The organism is Bradyrhizobium sp. i1.15.2 (genome assembly GCF_040548425.1).
GTDB lineage: Bacteria > Pseudomonadota > Alphaproteobacteria > Rhizobiales > Xanthobacteraceae > Bradyrhizobium > Bradyrhizobium canariense.
The window spans coordinates 1-1,002 of sequence record NZ_JBEPRQ010000091.1; the positions used below are offsets into that span (position 1 = coordinate 1).

Annotated in this window: 1 protein-coding gene; it reads right to left on the reverse strand. The window is 62.8% G+C overall.

The window, feature by feature from the left end; all coding sequences use genetic code 11:
* Positions 1-441 precede the first annotated feature (441 nt).
* Positions 442-1,002: IS110 family RNA-guided transposase (locus ABIB80_RS39345; protein ID WP_354129656.1), on the reverse strand; the 561-nt coding region annotated here is incomplete at its 5' end.

Sequence of the window (1,002 nt, forward strand, 5' to 3'; positions counted from 1 at the left end):
ATGTATGGTCCGGCCGCGCGTTGCAAGAGGTTTCGTCAACCTGGCAGATGCGGTCTTGCATCAATGTATCCGGCCTCTGATTGGAGCGTGTTGTGCTCCGGGCCATCATGGATATCAGCGCGCATTCGAGCTAATTAGCGGACAGGCCTCGAACGGGCCATTCGGGTCACCAGTGTTCGCATGCGCCGGGAAGACCGATCCTCCATCGTTGTCTCATTCCTCTCGCAGACCTCGGCGGGTAAGGGATGTTGGTTACGTCATCGATCGCACCTCACCTCGTGCTGTTCCTTAGTTCGTGCCTGGCGGTCGTTCCTTTGTCCCGGCCTGCGCGCGCAGACGCGCCGCGCGCAAGGGCCGTCAAGGCCGGCCGTCGTGCTGTCCTGACGTCTTGCTCTACCGCGGTCAGGCCGCGCCTTGACGGCCCCGAGCACGGTGCGAGGATCAGGCAGCTCGGGACGCCGTCTCCTCCGTGTTGACGCACTCGAAGGCGCGTCCCTTGTTGAGAACCGCCCAGGCGATCCGGGCGAGCTTGTTGGCGAGCGCAATCGCCAGCACGTTGTGGTGCAATCGTTTCTTGGCGGCTTCGATCCAAGATTTGAGGCCATAGCGCTCCCAACCCTTGACCTTGACCAGCACAACCCACGCGGCCTGCACAAACAGCGCGCGCAGGTAGCGATTGCCGCGCCTTGATATCTTGCCGAGGATCGTGCGGTCGCCGGTCGATATCTGCTTCGGCACCAGTCCAAGCCAGGCGCCGAAGTCGCGGCCTTTCGAGAACACGTCTCCAGTGCCGATCGCAGCCACCATCGCGCTCGAGATGATCGGGCCAATGCCGGGCACCGTCATCAGTCGCTCGCAGCCTTTGTCTTGACGGGCCAATGCCTCGATTTCGCTGGAGAGGTCCTCGATACGCTCATCCAGCCGGCGCCAGTCACCCGCCAGATCCTCGATGATGCGCAACATGCGAGGCGAGAGCACATCGGTGCGCGTCGCGAGGATACC